The organism is Pseudomonas sp. GW101-3H06 (assembly GCF_059424605.1).
In genome coordinates, this window is sequence record NZ_JBWKZO010000001.1 from 3,798,910 (window position 1) to 3,814,638 (window position 15,729).

Annotated in this window: 15 protein-coding genes and 1 pseudogene; 7 read left to right on the forward strand and 9 right to left on the reverse strand. The window is 60.2% G+C overall.

Translation table 11 applies throughout. The annotated features are described in order from the left end of the window. Positions 1–653: 653 nt before the first annotated feature. Entirely contained in the window at positions 654–2,297 is a 1,644-nt protein-coding gene (mqo, locus tag AC07ZE_RS17290; protein ID WP_207265904.1) for a malate dehydrogenase (quinone), read from the reverse strand. Positions 2,298–2,678: 381 nt separating this feature from the next. On the opposite strand from mqo, the gene ilvD reads away from it, so the two are divergent. Next, positions 2,679–4,361, forward strand: coding sequence for a dihydroxy-acid dehydratase (gene ilvD / locus AC07ZE_RS17295; protein ID WP_207265905.1), 1,683 nt, complete (start codon positions 2,679–2,681; stop codon positions 4,359–4,361). Positions 4,362–4,500: 139 nt separating this feature from the next. Here the strand turns inward: ilvD and AC07ZE_RS17300 are convergent, their stop codons facing one another. After that, positions 4,501–5,364: a methyl-accepting chemotaxis protein gene (locus tag AC07ZE_RS17300; RefSeq protein ID WP_404940893.1), complete on the reverse strand. Its 864-nt coding sequence runs from the start codon at positions 5,362–5,364 to the stop codon at positions 4,501–4,503. Further along, positions 5,359–6,177, reverse strand: a pseudogene (locus tag AC07ZE_RS17305) (MCP four helix bundle domain-containing protein); the annotation flags it as partial. The pseudogene AC07ZE_RS17305 and the gene AC07ZE_RS17300, both read right to left, overlap by 6 nt. 172 nt (positions 6,178–6,349) lie before the next feature. Here AC07ZE_RS17305 and AC07ZE_RS17310 point away from each other — a divergent pair. Further along, on the forward strand, positions 6,350–6,781 hold the full coding sequence (locus tag AC07ZE_RS17310; RefSeq protein WP_207265907.1) for a nuclear transport factor 2 family protein: 432 nt from the start codon (positions 6,350–6,352) through the stop codon (positions 6,779–6,781). Between the two features lie 122 nt (positions 6,782–6,903). Here AC07ZE_RS17310 and nirD read toward each other — a convergent pair whose 3' ends face one another. From nirD to AC07ZE_RS17325, 3 genes are all read right to left on the reverse strand, one after another. Then, positions 6,904–7,278: a nitrite reductase small subunit NirD gene (gene nirD / locus AC07ZE_RS17315; RefSeq protein ID WP_207265908.1), complete on the reverse strand. Its 375-nt coding sequence runs from the start codon at positions 7,276–7,278 to the stop codon at positions 6,904–6,906. Next, positions 7,278–9,839, reverse strand: coding sequence for a nitrite reductase large subunit NirB (gene nirB, locus AC07ZE_RS17320; protein ID WP_207265909.1), 2,562 nt, complete (start codon positions 9,837–9,839; stop codon positions 7,278–7,280). Before nirB ends, nirD begins: the two co-directional genes overlap by 1 nt. Positions 9,840–10,353: 514 nt before the next feature. Next, positions 10,354–10,554 (reverse strand): YbdD/YjiX family protein, encoded by a 201-nt coding sequence (locus AC07ZE_RS17325; RefSeq protein ID WP_207265910.1) that lies wholly within the window; start codon positions 10,552–10,554, stop codon positions 10,354–10,356. Between the two features lie 240 nt (positions 10,555–10,794). Here AC07ZE_RS17325 and AC07ZE_RS17330 point away from each other — a divergent pair, with 240 nt between their 5' ends. Genes AC07ZE_RS17330 through msrA form a run of 3 tightly spaced genes read left to right on the forward strand, consistent with a single transcriptional unit; the run spans position 10,795 to position 12,447 of the window. Next, the gene (locus AC07ZE_RS17330; RefSeq protein ID WP_207265911.1) at positions 10,795–11,400 is read left to right on the forward strand and encodes an SCO family protein; all 606 of its coding nucleotides are present in this window, start codon (positions 10,795–10,797) and stop codon (positions 11,398–11,400) included. Beyond that, positions 11,400–11,888: a copper chaperone PCu(A)C gene (locus AC07ZE_RS17335; protein WP_207265912.1), complete on the forward strand. Its 489-nt coding sequence runs from the start codon at positions 11,400–11,402 to the stop codon at positions 11,886–11,888. The genes AC07ZE_RS17330 and AC07ZE_RS17335 overlap by 1 nt, the downstream gene beginning before the upstream one ends. Before the next feature lie 52 nt (positions 11,889–11,940). Continuing rightward, a complete protein-coding gene (gene msrA, locus AC07ZE_RS17340; RefSeq protein WP_137806405.1) occupies positions 11,941–12,447 on the forward strand; it encodes a peptide-methionine (S)-S-oxide reductase MsrA in 507 nt (168 codons plus the stop codon). 93 nt (positions 12,448–12,540) lie between these two features. On the opposite strand, the gene AC07ZE_RS17345 is transcribed toward msrA, so the two are convergent. Together AC07ZE_RS17345 and AC07ZE_RS17350 are read right to left on the reverse strand one after the other, a co-directional pair. Next, positions 12,541–12,945, reverse strand: a complete 405-nt coding sequence (locus AC07ZE_RS17345; protein WP_207265913.1) for a DUF1801 domain-containing protein — start codon at positions 12,943–12,945, stop codon at positions 12,541–12,543. Continuing rightward, positions 12,926–13,522 carry a hypothetical protein gene (locus tag AC07ZE_RS17350; RefSeq protein ID WP_207265914.1) on the reverse strand — a complete coding sequence of 199 codons (597 nt, stop codon included), beginning with the start codon at positions 13,520–13,522 and terminating at the stop codon, positions 12,926–12,928. Before AC07ZE_RS17350 ends, AC07ZE_RS17345 begins: the two co-directional genes overlap by 20 nt. Positions 13,523–13,725: 203 nt before the next feature. Between AC07ZE_RS17350 and AC07ZE_RS17355 the strand changes: the two genes are divergently transcribed. Continuing rightward, complete coding sequence (locus AC07ZE_RS17355; RefSeq protein ID WP_310650392.1) at positions 13,726–14,304, forward strand: hypothetical protein; 579 nt, start codon at positions 13,726–13,728, stop codon at positions 14,302–14,304. Between the two features lie 178 nt (positions 14,305–14,482). Then, positions 14,483–14,638: a hypothetical protein gene (locus tag AC07ZE_RS17360; protein ID WP_207265916.1), complete on the forward strand. Its 156-nt coding sequence runs from the start codon at positions 14,483–14,485 to the stop codon at positions 14,636–14,638. 132 nt (positions 14,639–14,770) lie between these two features. Here the strand turns inward: AC07ZE_RS17360 and AC07ZE_RS17365 are convergent, their stop codons facing one another. Next, on the reverse strand, positions 14,771–15,715 hold the full coding sequence (locus AC07ZE_RS17365) for a N5-glutamine methyltransferase family protein (RefSeq protein ID WP_207265917.1): 945 nt from the start codon (positions 15,713–15,715) through the stop codon (positions 14,771–14,773). Positions 15,716–15,729: the final 14 nt, after the last annotated feature.

Here is a 15,729-nt window from a genome sequence, read left to right on the forward strand (position 1 = left end):
TCCCACAGTTCGATTGGGTAAACCCGCGAGAATCTGGTCGGCTGCCAGGCCGCCTTCGCTGCGATGCGGCGACCCGACAAGCCAGCTCTCACAGGGAATGGGGTGCACCTGTCAAAGCAGGTCGAGTGTCAGCTCGCCTCGCTTGCTTTTGATCTGCCCGCCCCTCGGGAGGCTGAGTGGAGGTGTTCATCCGGGGACTGGCGCGCAGCGCCGTTCGACGCAGTCGAACCCATTGCATGCAGGTGCCAGCGAAGCCAACCGGAGGGCGATGCCCCCGGATGAATGCCGGAGCGAAGGAACGCCGAGCCTAAGCGAGGGGCCGGACGCTCAGGGCGAGCCTTTTTTGCTTACTTTTTTTGGCGTTTGAAAAAAAGTGAGTCGCCGTAAGGGCGAAACCGCCAGTGGCCGTTACCGCAGGAATGGATATGTACTCCATCAAAAACGATGTCGCCTGACACAAAGCCTTCGCGAGCAGGCTCGCTCCCACAAGGGATCAGGTATCGCCTTCGCCGACAAGCCAGCTCCCACCGTTACCGGTGAGCTCATGAAAAACCAAATATCCCACCAACGAAAAAGCCCGCTGACCTCACCGGTTCAACGGGCTTCCTTTTCTACGGTTCAGTCAGTCCAGCCGCGATGGCGGGACAACCGGATTACAGCGCCATATCAGTCGCAGCACTCTCTTTCACAGGCTTGGCCTTTTCAGCCGGAACAGCCGGAACAGCCACCTGACCAACTACCGGCGGCGCAGGCAGTTCCAGGACCTTGGAGGTGTAGGCCCACTCTTCTGCCACTTTCACCGGATCGCTGTTGAGCTGGGTGCCATAGCTCGGCACGATCTGGTGCAGTTTTTCCTGCCAGGCCGGGGTTGCGACCTTGTCTTTGAACACTTTCTGGATCACGGTCAGCATGATCGGTGCAGCAGTCGATGCGCCTGGGGATGCGCCCAGCAGACCGGCAATCGAACCGTCCGCCGAAGCGACGATTTCGGTGCCCAGCTTCAGCACGCCACCGGCGGCTTCGTCACGCTTGATGATCTGCACGCGCTGGCCTGCTTGCCACAGGCGCCAGTCTTCGGCCTTGGCGTTCGGGAAGTATTCCTTCAGGGCGTTGAGGCGGTCTTCGTCAGACAGCATCAGCTGACCGGCAAGGTACTCCACCAGCGGGTATTCCTTGATGCCGACCTTGGTCATCGGCCACACGTTGTGCGTGGTGGTGGTGGTCAGCAGGTCCAGATACGAACCTTCCTTCAGGAACTTGGTGCTGAAGGTGGCGAATGGGCCAAACAGGATCACGCGCTTGCCATCCAGCACGCGGGTGTCCAGGTGTGGAACCGACATCGGCGGTGCGCCAACCGAGGCTTTGCCGTAGGCCTTAGCCAGGTGTTGCTCGGCAATGCTTGGGTTTTCGGTCACGAGGAACGAGCCACCCACCGGGAAGCCTGCGTATTCCCGGGCTTCAGGAATGCCGGACTTCTGCAGCAGGTGCAGGGCACCGCCGCCGGCGCCGATGAACACGAACTTGGCGTCGGTTTCGGTTTTGCTGCCGTCTTTGAGGTTTTTGTAGCTGACGCGCCAGCTGCCGTCTGCGTTCCTGGTGATGTCCTGCACTTCGCTGGACAGTTTCAAGTCGAATTTCGGCGTGGTTTGCAGGTGAGCCACGAACTGGCGAGTGATTTCGCCGAAGTTCATGTCGGTGCCGAGCGGGCTCCAGGTGGCCGCTATTTTCTGGTTCGGGTCACGCCCTTCCATCATCAGCGGAACCCACTTCTTGATCACAGCCGGGTCTTCGGAGTACTGCATACCGGCGAACAGCGGGCTCGCTTGCAGGGCTTCGTAGCGCTTTTTCAGGAACTTGATGTTGTCGTCACCCCACACAAAGCTCATGTGCGGTGTGGCATTGATGAACGAACGCGGGTTCTTCAGCACGCCCTGGCGAACCTGCCAGGCCCAGAACTGACGGGAGATCTGGAAGGCTTCGTTGATTTCAACGGCCTTCGGGATCGAAACCTTGCCGTTCTCGTCTTCCGGGGTGTAGTTCAGCTCGGCCAGCGCGGAGTGGCCGGTACCGGCGTTGTTCCAGCCGTTGGAGCTTTCCAGGGCGACGCCGTCGAGGCGCTCGATCATCTGCATCGAAGTGCCGGGTTCCAGCTCATTGAGCCACACACCGAGGGTCGCGCTCATGATGCCGCCGCCAATGAGCAGCACATCGACTTTCTTGGCTTCTTCCGCCTGGGCTGTCGTAATCCCCAACGACAACGCCAACCCCAGCAGGGCTGTGTTCACTTTCTTAAACATCTGTAGCACCTATGATAAAACGCCATCCGCCCCGCCATCCCCGTACCAGGCCCCGTGTTGGCGACAGACAGGCTGGCTGTCGCGGGGCTTGCACATAAGGATCGCCGGGTGGGCACACAAGGCCGACTGACTGCATCGACCCCAAGTTATATGTCCCTACTGAACTGACTTCTTATCTTTTTTGGCTTCAGCTACTTGAGCGACAGTGATTCCGTTGGCGCATCTGGAGGACACGCAAACTGAATAGGTCAAACCAAGTTGGGGCGAAGAATATCACGACATGGCAAACCCGCGCGTCTGTTCACGACCGGATAGTCCGGGCAGCCGCGCCTGGCGCTCTATACTGATTCAGGTTTCCGGATCAACGTATGAGGGCAAGCCATGAGCGATAAAGACGATCTGCGCAAGTATTCCTCAGAAGTGGTCGATGGCGTCGAAGCCGCACCGGCCCGGTCCATGCTGCGTGCCGTGGGCTTTACCGACGACGACTTCACCAAGCCGCAGATCGGCATCGCTTCGACCTGGGCGATGGTCACGCCGTGCAACATGCACATCGACAAGCTGGCGATCGAAGCCGAAAAAGGCGCGAATGCCGCCGGTGCCAAGGGGGTGATTTTCAACACCATCACTATTTCCGACGGCATCGCCAACGGCACCGAAGGCATGAAGTATTCACTGGTATCGCGGGAGGTGATTGCCGATTCCATCGAGACGGTGGCCGGTTGCGAAGGCTTCGACGGGCTGGTGACCGTAGGCGGTTGCGACAAAAACATGCCGGGCTGCCTGATCGGCATGGCGCGACTCAATCGACCGTCAATCTTCGTTTACGGCGGCACCATCCGCCCGGGGGCCGGCCACACTGACATCATTTCCGTGTTCGAAGCCGTGGGCCAGCATGCGCGCGGCGACATCAGCGAGATCCAGGTCAAGCAGATCGAGGAAGTGGCAATCCCCGGCCCTGGCTCCTGCGGCGGTATGTACACGGCCAACACCATGGCGTCGGCCATCGAAGCGCTGGGCATGAGCCTGCCCGGTTCCAGCTCCCAGGATGCCGTGGGCAGCGACAAGGCTTCGGACAGTTTCCGCGCCGGGCAGCAGGTCATGGAGCTGCTCAAGCTCGATCTCAAACCGCGGGACATCATGACCCGCAAGGCCTTCGAAAACGCGATCCGCGTGGTGATTGCCCTCGCCGGCTCCACCAATGCCGTGCTGCATCTGCTGGCCATGGCCCACGCGGTGGATGTCGACCTCACCCTGGATGACTTCGTCGAGCTGGGCAAGGTGTCACCGGTGGTGGCCGACCTGCGCCCCAGCGGCAAATACATGATGAGCGAACTGGTCGCGATTGGCGGCATCCAGCCCTTGATGAAGCGCATGCTCGCCGCCGGCATGCTGCACGGCGACGTCATGACCGTCACCGGCAAGACCCTCGCGGAGAACCTGGAAAACGTGCCCGACTACCCCGTCGGCCAGGACGTGATCCTGCCCTTCGACCAGCCGATCAAGAAGGACTCGCACCTGGTGATCCTGCGCGGCAATCTCTCGCCTACCGGCGCGGTGGCCAAGATCACCGGCAAGGAGGGCCTGCGCTTTGAAGGCACGGCGCGGGTTTACCACGGCGAGGAAGGCGCGCTGGCCGGCATTCTCAACGGCGAAGTGAAAGCGGGCGATGTGATCGTGATTCGCTACGAAGGACCCAAGGGCGGGCCGGGCATGCGCGAAATGCTCTCGCCGACCTCGGCGGTGATGGGCAAGGGCCTGGGCAAAGACGTGGCGCTGATCACCGACGGCCGCTTTTCCGGTGGCTCCCATGGGTTCGTGGTGGGGCATATCACGCCGGAAGCCTTTGAGGGCGGGCCAATCGCGTTGATCGAGGATGGCGACAGGATCACCATCGATGCCGAAACCCGGCAGATTACGGTGGATGTGCCGGATGCTGAATTGGCCAGGCGCAAAACCCGTTGGGTGCGGCCGGAATCGAAGTACAAGCGCGGGGTGCTGGCGAAGTATGCGAAGACGGTGTCCAGTGCCTCGGAGGGGGCTGTGACGGATAAGTATCTTTGATTTCAAGTCCTGCCTGGGCTGAACTGGCCTCTTCGCGGGCAAGCCCGCTCCCACATTGGCTTGGTGTACACAAGACCCATGTGGGAGCGGGCTTGCTCGCGAAGAGGCCCTGAAGGGCAGCACAAAATGAAAGGATGTATCAGAGGCGAAATCGATCCACCGACTGCGACAACTTACCCGCCAACGACGACAACTCATCCGTCGTCGAAGCCGTCTGCCCGATCACCTTGCTGTTGCCTTCGGACATCCCGGCAATCATCTCCACCTGATGAGCGATTTCATTGCTGGCCAGGCTCTGCTCGCCAATGGTCCGGCTGATGTCATTGACCAGTTGCGTGGTGTTGAGCGTGGCCTCGAGGATTTCGCGGATGGCGCGCTCGACATCGGCGGTCACGGCCATGCCCTTGTCGACCTGGGCCACGCCCTCTTCCATGCTGATGACCGCCTCGCGGGTGCTTTGCTGGATGCGCGAGACCATGGCGGCGATTTCCTGGGTGGAGGCACTGGTGCGTCCGGCGAGGCTGCGCACCTCGTCGGCGACCACGGCAAAACCGCGCCCCTGTTCACCGGCGCGAGCCGCTTCGATGGCCGCGTTCAGTGCCAACAGGTTGGTCTGATCGGCGATGCCCTTGATCACTTGGATAATGCTGAAAATCGCTTCGGACTCCTTGTCCAGCGTACGGATCACCTGCGCCGACTGCTGCGCCGAACGGGCGATACCGTCCATGTCATTGACCACCTGATGGATCACCCGTCCGCCGTCCTTAGCCAATGCCTCGGCCTGATTGGCCATGTTCAGCGCGCGCTCGGCATGCCGGGTGATCTCCTCGATGCTCGCGGTCATTTCGCTGGCGGCCGCGGCCATGGTGCTGGCCGCGGTGCTTTGTTGCTGGCTGCTGCCGGCGACTTCGTGGCAACCGTTACTCAATAGCTCGCTCATGCCGCTGACGCCATGGGCGTTGCTGCGCACCACTTCGATCATGCCGCGCAAATCCCGCTGCATGGTGGCCAGGCTGCGAATCAGCTGACTGGCCTCGTCCTGGCGCTTTGGCTCGACAATCGGCTCGCTCAGGTTGCCATGGGCGATGCTGTCGGCGATGCGGCTGGCGGTGCGCAGCGGCCCCATGATGCTCAGAATCACCCAGCGCCCCTGGGCCAGCAGCAACAACAGACTGACGATCAGCACAGTGCCGAGGGCGACATTGGCGTTGCTGATGGCTTCGCGCGTGCCTTCGCTGGTCTGTTGCGTGTTGTTTTCAATCAGCTCACTGAGAGCTGCCATCTGGTCTTCCAGTTGGCTGAACGCGCTGTTGAAGGCGGCCAGTTCCTTTTGCGCGGCGTCGGGGTTTTCCAGGGCCAGGCCGACGATGCGCTCAGCGGCGCTGATGTAGGTGTCGAGGCTGGGCTTGATCTGGTTCAACGCGGCTTTCAGGGTGTCGTTGACCGGCAGCTTGAGGTTCTCGCCGAGCATTTCCCGAAAATGCGCGGTGTGTTCCTCGATCGAGCTGCGCACCTCGGCCTTGCTGCTGGTGCTTTTGCCCAGCCCCACCAGCATCGCCGACAGCACGTCGGCGCGCAGGGCGTCATGCATCATGTCGGCTTCGAGGTGATTGCTCAGCGCCTTCATGCCGACGTCATTGTCCTGCACCGCTTGCGCCATCTGGCCATTTCCCAGGTAACTGACCATGCCCATGATCAGCGCAGTGAGCACGCCAGTAGCGATCAGCAACAGTAAACGCAGTTTTATGGACACTCTGTGGTTCCTCTTTTCGCACGTTTGTCGTTTGGGTGGCTTCATCCTCTGAAGAACGCCCATTGCTGAAGAGGTTATCGACTGCCCCGAGCGGTAGTTGACCGCCGGAGCCCGGGTTTTGCGGTTTTGTCGACATGCGGTAGGTCACCGTCCTCCACCCATCGCTGCCCCCATCTTCCATTTCAGAAGAAACCTGCTAGGTTGTACGACGACCTACAACAACAAGGAAACACCCATGAAGAAAGTCAAAGTGCTGATCGGTTTTCTCTGCCTGTTCAGCGGCTACGTGGCAGCGGCGGCCTCGTCGAGCGACAAGGACGTCGCGCAAGCCGTCGACCACCTGACCAACGCCATGCTGCACAAGGACATCGCGCAACTTCGGGCGCTGACCGCCGAGAACCTGACCTACGGGCATTCCAGCGGCAAGATCCAGGACAAACAGGCGTTCATCGCCGACATCGAAACTGGCAAAAGCGCGTTCAAGACCCTTGAAATGCAGAACCAGACCATCACCGTTTCCGGTGATGTCGCGCTGGTCCGCCACCACTTCTCGGCCCAGGCCCTAAAAGGTACCGAAGTGGTTCCGACGGAAATCGAAAACTTTCAGATCTGGCAGAAGCAGCACGGGAAATGGCTACTGGTAGGAAGACAAGCGTTTAAATTCTGATGTTGGTTTAACTGTCAGATTGCACTGGACGGCCCCCCCTGCTCGCGAAAGCGGTGTGTCAGTCAACGAAGATGTTGAATCTGATGCCCTCTCCGCGAGCAGGCTCGCTCCCACAGGGGAAATCAGGCGATGCCCACTTCCACCCTCCCCTCGTTCAACCGCACCGGCCAGACCCGCAGACGCTGTTGCGGGTATTCCAGGCAAGTGCCGTCTTCCAGGCGGAAATGCTGTTTGTAGATAGGCGATGCCACCACCAGGTCGCCCTTGATGCTGCCGACCAGCCCACGACCGATGACATTGGCCCCCGATTGCGGGTCGTGATTGTCGATGGCGTAGAGGTTTTTGCCCTCGATGCCCGGCAGATAAAACAACGCCACTTGCGCGCCGTCCAGCCACACCACTACGCCCGAGTCGTTCACCAGGTCCTGCTGGCTGCACACCGATTGCCAGTGGGCAGACGAGCCGGCTTCAACGCGTTGGGTATTGGAATGAGTCATCAGGCGCTCTCCTCGGTAACAGGGATCAGGTTGAGTTCGGCGGCCATGATCGGGCGCCGTTGACCGCGTTCCTGGACAAAGTGAATGTCCGGGTCCGGGCGTTTATCGTTGACGAAGGTGCGGAAGCGCTTGAGTTTTTCCGGGTCCTTGAGGGCGTTGGCCCACTCGCATTCGTAACGGTTGACCACCAGCTGCATCTGCGACTCGAGCTCGGCGCCCAGGCCCAGGCTGTCGTGGATGATCACGTCCTTGAGGTAGTCCAGGCCACCCTCCAGGCTTTCGCGCCACACCGAAGTGCGCTGCAGCTTGTCGGCGGTGCGGATGTAGAACATCAGGAAGCGGTCGATGTAGCGGATCAGCGTCGCGTCATCCAGATCGGTGGCGAACAGTTCGGCGTGACGCGGACGCATGCCGCCGTTGCCGGCAATGTAAAGGTTCCAGCCTTTCTCGGTGGCGATGACGCCGACGTCCTTGCTTTGCGCCTCGGCGCATTCACGGGTGCAACCGGACACCGCGAACTTGAGTTTGTGCGGCGAGCGCAGGCCCTTGTAGCGGTCTTCGATGGTCAGCGCCATTTGCACGCTGTCCTGCACACCATAGCGGCACCAGGTGCTGCCGACGCAGGATTTGACCGTACGGGTTGATTTTCCGTAGGCGTGCCCGGTTTCGAAGCCCGCTTCAATCAACTCGCCCCAGATGTCCGGTAATTGATGCAACTGGGCGCCGAACAGGTCAATCCGCTGGCCGCCGGTGATTTTGGTATAGAGGTCGTATTTCTTCGCCACCACACCGATGGCGATCAGCTTGTCGGCAGTGATCTCGCCACCGGGAATGCGCGGCACGACCGAGTAGGTACCGTTTTTCTGCATGTTGGCCATGAAGGTATCGTTGGTGTCCTGCAACGGCACCAGCGACGGATCCATGATCGGCTGGTTCCAGCACGACGCCAGGATTGAACCCACCGCCGGCTTGCACACATCGCAACCGGTGTGGCCACGGCCATGTTTGGCCAGCAGTTCTTCGAACGTAATGACCCCTTCCACCCGCACCAGCGCATACAACTCCTGACGGGTGTAGGCGAAATGCTCGCACAGGCTCTTGTCGACACTGACGCCACGGGCGATCAGTTCATGTTCGAAGACTTGCTTGAGCAGGCCGGCGCAACCACCGCAACCGGTACACGCCTTGGTCTGCGACTTGAGTTCGCCCAGATCGCTGCAGCCGCCGTCGATGGCCGAGCAGATCGCGCCCTTGGTCACGTTGTGGCATGAACAGATCGTCGCCGAATCAGGCAAGGCGCTCGCGCCGAGGGTCGGCGCGCCTTCGGACGATGGCAGGATCAAAGCGGCCGGTTCGGATGGCAAGGCAATCGCGTTCTGCATGTATTGCAGCAGCGTGTCGTAATAGCTGTTGTCGCCGATCAGCACCGCACCGAGTACCTGCTTGCCGCTGGCGTCCACCACCAGACGGCGATAGCTGGCGGTCGTCTCGTCGATGAACTGATAACTGCGCGCGCCCGGCGTGTTGGCGTGAGCATCGCCGATGGAGCCGACATCGACACCCAGCAGTTTGAGCTTGGTCGACATGTCGGCGCCCTGGAACGGCTCGGCGACGTCGTCACACAGCCGCGCGGCAACGCTGCGCGCCATCTGGTAGCCGGGGGCAACCAGGCCGAACAGGCTGCCGTTCCATGAAGCACACTCGCCGATGGCGTAGATGTTCGGGTCGCAACTCAGGCAGGTGTCGTCGATCACCACGCCACCGCGCGGGCCGACCTCCAGCGCACACTGGCGGGCCAACGCATCCTGGGCACGGATACCGGCGGAGAACACCACCAGGTCGGTTTCCAGAAATTCATCGTTGGCAAAATTCATGCGATAGCGATAGTCCTCGCCCGCACTTATCGATTGCGTGGCGCGGGACAAATGCACGCCGACGCCCAGCCGTTCGATCTGCGCCTTGAGCGCCAAACCACCCAGATCGTCCAGTTGCACCGGCATCAGGCGTGGCGCGAATTCCACTACATGAGCTTCCAGGCCCAGGCTTTTCAGGGCATTGGCCGCTTCCAGACCGAGCAGGCCACCGCCGACCACCACACCACGGCGGGCATTGGCTGCCGCGGCACGGATGGCGTCGAGGTCTTCCAGGGTGCGATACACCAGCCGCGAATGGCCTTCGGCGCCGTCAATCGGCGGCACGAACGGATAAGAGCCGGTGGCCAGGACCAGTTTGTCGTATGGCACGCAACCCTGGGCGGTGATCACCTGACGCCCTGCGCGGTCGATTTCCAGTACCGGTACCCCCAGGTGCAATGTGACGCCGGGCGTCTCGTACAGCGAGGCGTCACTCAGCGCCAGCGACTCGGCATCACGACCGGTAAAGTACTCGGACAGATGCACACGGTCGTAAGCACGCATCGGCTCCTCGCTGAAGACGTGCAAGCGATAGCGCCCCAGAGCGCCGCGCTCGATCAACTGCTCGACACAATGATGCCCGACCATGCCATTACCGATCACGACCAGCGTTTGCAGTTTGTTCAAAGTGGCTACATTGGAATTCATAAACGACACCTGCCCAAGCCCATCACGGTTCAAAAAGCAAAAAAAAACGCCTGAAACCTTGCGGTTCCAGGCGTCTTTGCCTGTTCTTTTGCGGTGTTGAAACCAGACGGCCATGCCTGATCCACCGATATTGCCCACGACCTGTGCGGTTGATCGATCGTCGTTGACCGAGCGGGCTGCCCATCTATGCAGAGGGGCTTGAGAGGGTTAATGCAGGGTTTGTGCCAGTCGAATATCGGGGCTGGAGAAATGGTCGGGAGACGGCGGTTCAGGCGGGTTTCAAGGCGAATCGTATTCAATTGGCCGGGCGTGGCCGTAGGGAAGATGGATCAACAAACCGCTACGCGCTGGTGCACGCTGGCAGGCTTGGCGCTTTATAAAAGTGCATGCCGCAGTCAGCACAAACGATAAAACCTTCATTGATATTCTTTTGTGGCGAGGGCGCTTGCTCCCTCGCCACAGAATTATCGGTGTTTGTGGCATCTATCAAATGGCTGGTTGGCAACTTCCGCGTTCAGCAGCACCGCGTATTGCACTTGCCTCGGCCAAACCGTGCTTCCTGGCGCTCACGGAAAAATGCCTCGTAAGTCATGACTGGCTCGCCCGGGGATTTGACCGCCATGAGCGCTACGTAATTATCGTAATCGGGAACACCCACCATTGACTGTGCGCTTTGGCGGAAGAACCGGGCGACCTGCTTCAGTTTATGGAACATGGCAATGCTCTCTATGGGGATTGGATAGCCCCATGTAACCGCGCCGATGTATCCGCAATGTGTCCGTGCGCAGGGCATTTGTATCTTCATGTAGCCCCGGGGCCGCGACCTTTTGGCGCAGGACCGGCGGGCGATCGATTAAGCGCCACAGGGCAACAGTTTGTTAACATCCCTGCGCTTTTTTCGTCTGACCCGTCAGGCACTGTGTTTTCCCGGTTGCTACACAGGAAGCTTTTTTCCATGAGTACGTTGTATACCCGTCGCACTGTCCTGCGCGGCATGGGCCTGCTGAGCCTTGGCCTGCTCGCCGGCTGCGATGACAGCAGCAAGCTGTCGTTCAAGTACGGCAAGGATCTGAGCGACAAGATCATGGGACGTTCCTTCAAGCTCAAGGACGCCCAGGGCGAGACCCGGATGCTGGGCAGCTACCAGGGCCTGATGCCGATGATCTTTTTCGGTTTCACCCAATGCCCGGCCGTCTGCCCGACGACCCTGGCCCGCGCGGCCCAGGCGAAGAAACTGATGGGCCGCGATGGCGAACGCCTGCAAGTGATCTTCATCACCCTGGACCCCGAGCGCGACACGCCCGAAATGCTCGACAAATACGTCAAGGCCTTCGATCCGAGTTTCGAGGCACTGCACGGCACGCTGGAAGAAACCGCCGCCACCGCCAAGGAGTTCGGCGTATTCTTCGAGAAGGTTCCGAGCGGCGATACCTACACCCTGTCCCACACCGCGACCAGCTTCGTGTTCGACTCCCGAGGCAATTTGCGCCTGGGCCTGTCCGCGTCCCTTACCGCTCAAGAGTGCGCAGAAGACCTGCTCACCGTCATGGAGGTCTGCTGATGACTTCGCTGTACTCAAAACGCTTGAAACAACTGGTGCTTGGCCTTTCCCTGATCGGCATGGCCTGGCAAGTGTCCGCGCAAACCCGGGTGAACGACGCCTGGGTTCGCGCCACGGTGGCCGGCCAGCATTCGACCGGCGCCTTCATGACCCTGCAGGCTGACACGGACAGCAAGTTGCTCAATGTGCAGTCACCAATCGCCAAGACGGTGCAAATCCACCAGATGAGCATGAAAGACGATGTGATGCGCATGGGGCAGGTCGAATCCGTCGCGTTACGGGCAGGCGAACCGGTGAGCCTGGATCCCAATGGCTATCACATCATGTTGATGGACTTGACCGCCCAGGTGGCAGAAGGCAGCAAAGTGCCCCTGACCCTGACCGTGGAAAACGCCAAGGGCGAGAAAGAGACAATCAAGGTCGAGGCCCAGGCCCGTTCCCTCGGCGCGATGGATCACAGCAAAATGGATCACAGCAAAATGCAATGAGGGTCTGACGGCCTCGATCAACGAGGCCAGTCACTGATATGAGGTGCGCACCATGACGACAAACACTGAAACCGCCATCCTCGCCGGCGGCTGTTTCTGGGGCATGCAGGATCTGCTCCGACGCTACCCGGGCGTGCTGGCCACACGAGTCGGCTATTCGGGCGGCGATGTGCCCAATGCGACCTACCGCAATCATGGCACCCACGCCGAAGCGATCGAAGTCGTCTTCGACCCACAGCAGATCAGCTATCGCCAGATTCTCGAATTTTTCTTCCAGATCCACGACCCGACCACCAAAAATCGCCAGGGTAATGACCTGGGTACGAGTTACCGCTCGGCACTCTATTACCTGAGCGATGAACAGCGGCAAATCGCTGAAGATACCGTTGCCGATGTCGAAGCCTCCGGCCTCTGGCCCGGCAAGGTCGTCACCGAGATCGAGCCCGCCGGGCCGTTCTGGGAAGCGGAGCCTGAGCATCAGGACTATCTGGAACATTACCCCAGCGGCTATACCTGCCACTTCATCCGGCCAAACTGGACGCTGCCGAAACGCCGCTGATGGTTGGCCCCCTGCAGGAGCGAGCTCGCTCCTTCAGGGGTTACGTCGCCCGTTCATTGGCGCGTTCACGAATTGAGCGCCACAGTTGCCGGGTTATTTGCGCCTGGCGGTATTGAGCGCCACGGCGGCGCGAATCAGCGCCTTCAGGGCGGCTTCATTGATGATGTCACCTTCATGCAGATCAATCGCGCGTCGTGTGTTGCCTTCCAGGCTGGCGTTGAACAGCTTTGAAGGATCGTCCAGCGCGGCCCCCCTGGCGAAGGTCATCTTCACCGCGCTCTTGTAGGTCTCGCCGGTGCAGATAATCCCGCCGTGCGACCACACCGGTACCCCGCGCCACTTCACTTCCTCGACCACTCCGGGGTCGGCCTGCTTGACCAACGCCCGGACCCGCGCCAGCGTCTGGCCGCGCCAATCGTTCAGTTCGCGGATTTTCGCGTCGATCCGCTCGGACGCAGAGCCCGTCTCTTGCGGTGAGTCAGTGATTTCCTTTTTCATGAGGGCCGTTGTCCTTGACGCGTGACGAGGTTGTTGAAGGCAGGTAGCCGCGCTGGACCCAGACCCTGCGGTCGATAGCCTGTCGCAGCCGCTCGCGGTATTCGGACCAGACCAGTGGGTCGACCGAGGTCGTCGAGCGCATCAGTTCGAGCATGGCCGAATGGGCCGCGTGATATTCAGCCTGGGCATCGCTGGCCTTGATTTTCAGGCGCTCACTGTCAGTCATCTCCATCCGCCGCAGGGCCAGTACCGCTTCGTCAATGATCAACGGGCTCAATGTCAGTTGCGCCCGGTGGGGGGCCACGAATGGCTCGGTCTCCAGCACGAGTTCCCGGGCCCGCCGTGCTCCCCACTTCAATGCCGACGCGAGCGGTTCGCGCAAACCGCGATCCGAAAAGGCTTCGAACAGGGCGCCACCACTGGCGTCGTAGATCCCGATAAAAACCTGGGTCATCCCCTCCAGCGTGATACGCGCCTGCACTTCGATCTGCCGACCGTCGTTCAACACGTCTTCGTAGGTTTTGACGGGTAAGCGTTTATTGAGCCATAGCCAGAACTGTGCGCCTCTGCGTCGCATTCCAAACCCTCCCCGGTTTAATCACCGAGTAAGGCACAGGTAAACGCTGTTTGCCACTCCACCGGTCGTTCGCAAATGAGTGTGAATACTGCGCATTTTCAATCATCAAACGCTCATTGACGATCTAGACTTCATCAACAACGAGGCGGCGATTACCGGCTCCGTCAGCAGGCCGACAAAAACAAGGAAATACAACCTTGAACATGACAATCCTTTGCCTCTTGGGAGGCCTGCTGGTTTCCGCCGGTGCGTATGCCAACGGAGTCATTCCAGTCCTTGAACTGGACTTCACCAGGGTAGCCACGGAAACCTTGAAAAAACACGGCATCAACGACGCGTGCATCATCGCCGCCGCCAACCCTGGCGCTTTCACCTATTGTCGGGAAGGCTCGGCAACGCTGTGGAAGTATCAGGCGCTGGACCTCGATCAGCAGGCGAATACCCTAAAAGGTACCAAGCTGGCGTCAATGGATGATGGACGGATCTCCATCGTCGAAGTCGACAGTGTTGCCTGCGCGGAAGACACTCACGAGCCCCTGGTTCATCCGACACTTTCCCGCGCACTGGCCCTTGGCCTGATCATCCTGTTTCTGATCATTGGTTTGCGCCATACCTACAGGGCAAGCATGGACGGTTTTATTGTCCCTACCATGAGTCTGGGCGCGCACATGCAACGATCCGCAAGCCCTTTGCGCTCGAATCGCTCGACGACGAAGGCCTTGCGCGCTTTCTCCATCGCTGCGGTCATCGCACTTGTTTATTTCGGCTACACCACGCTTTGATCAGGACGATGGAGAGCGAGCGCGCCATCGCAAAACCGGCTCCACCCACCCAGGCAGCGGTGATGCTGGCGTCTGTCTGGCACTGCGTGCTGTCCTGAGGCTCAGACGCTGACCGGCAAAAAACTCGAACTCGCGTCATGGTGCTCTATCCAATGGGTAGACACTGGAGGCCAATGCCATGAACGATGATGATCGTATTAACCGCGATAACGAGGACCGTGACGGAGAAAGCGCGGATGAGCCCATGCCCGCCACCCCTTCCGAAGAGCCGGAAGCAGATGAGCTACAACGCAAAATCGACGAGATCGAACGCAAGGTGGCGGATGGTAATTGAAACGGTAACCACCTTGTGGGAGCGAGCCTGTTCGCGAAGGCGCAGTGTCAGACACTTATAGTGTGGACATGCCATCGCCTTCGCGAGCAGGCTCGCTCCCACATTGGGTTGCACATAGAGTTGGGGCCTCTGTCAGTTTCGACGGGTGACAATGAGCGCCACGACCGCAATGCGCTCAACCCGCTCATAACCGGGCTTGAGCAGTTCCTCCCCGAACACATCAGGATCCAGCTCGCGATAAGTCCAGCCAAATGTCTCGCCGGCCAACTCCGGCAGGACGGCTTCCAGGAACGGATCCTGGCCGTCGACCATCGCCACGCCGGTGTACAGCACCAGGCTGCCCGCCTTGTCCAGGCGCGGCAACGACTCGCGCACGATGCGCAACGACAGTCCCTCCCCCAATGCCCCGCCGCCGTGGCGATAGGCGCGATGCTGGCTGTCATTCATATAGGGCGGATTGGCAATGATCAGGTCGAATTGTCCTTCGACACTGCTCAGGATATCGCTGTGGTAGACGGTGACATTGGAGACTCCGGCCAGCTCGGCATTGACCGCCGACAGCCGCAATGCCCGTGGATTGATGTCCACGGCCAGTACCTGGGCGTCATGTCGGGCGCGGGCGACGATCAGTGCACCGACACCGGCACCGCAACCAATATCCACCACTCGCCGGATCGGCTCGAAATGCTGTTGCAGATGGGCTTCAATCATCTGCGCGAAGCGGTAGCTGTCGGGTCCGAAAAATATCGAGTCGGCGTGCGTGGTGGGGTATGCCGAGTGAGCGAACAGCAATCCGCCGAGGCTCGACCAACGCACAGTGCTACGCCAGAGATAACCCTGCGGTTCGACGATGCCCGCCTGTTCCAGCGCAATAAGTTCATCCGCCGGTAACAGTGTGTGATCGAACGGCATCGACCAACCGAAGGCATCGCGCAGGTCCCTCGCCAACGGGGTGGCAAAGCGCTGGAGGAATCTTTCGTGGGTCAATGGGGTCGGCGTGATGAAACGATAGCCCTCGGCGATCAGCCGCCTGCCCAACGCCAGTAGCGCGCGATCGGCGATTTGTTGTACTGACATTCAACACTCCTTGA